Source organism: Adlercreutzia sp. DFI.6.23, from assembly GCF_024462535.1.
Lineage (GTDB): Bacteria > Actinomycetota > Coriobacteriia > Coriobacteriales > Eggerthellaceae > Adlercreutzia > Adlercreutzia rubneri.
In genome coordinates this window covers 1-327 of record NZ_JANGBP010000320.1, presented here as the reverse complement: position 1 = coordinate 327, position 327 = coordinate 1, and the positions used below count along the sequence as shown (strand labels likewise).

1 pseudogene is annotated in these 327 nt (G+C 64.2%); it reads left to right on the top strand.

Annotated elements, in window-relative coordinates:
* Positions 1 to 13: 13 nt before the first annotated feature.
* Positions 14 to 327, top strand: a pseudogene (locus NE591_RS13545) (CtkA family protein); the annotation flags it as partial.

Genomic DNA, 327 nt, shown 5'->3' with positions numbered 1-327 from the left:
GCGCAGTCCGAGTGTGGCGGCGCGTCTCCTGGGCGACGAAGAGGCCGAGCGCGAGGACGCCTTCGGAACGAACGTCTCGTGCTATCGGCTGCCGGATGGCGAAGGCGGCAGCGTCGCGATCCACCCCTTCGAGTACATGGTGAAGACGTCGAACCCCGATCTGACCGCCGCCATCAAGCGCTTTGCGGCAGCCGTGGACATGGAGGCCATCGACGGACTCATCGTCAGCGTGCCCGAGGAGGCCTACGGCGTCGTGCTTCTATCGGAATCGATGCGCGAGGAGCACAAGCGGCTTCTGAGAAAGCGTCTCGAAGAGGGTATTCTTCC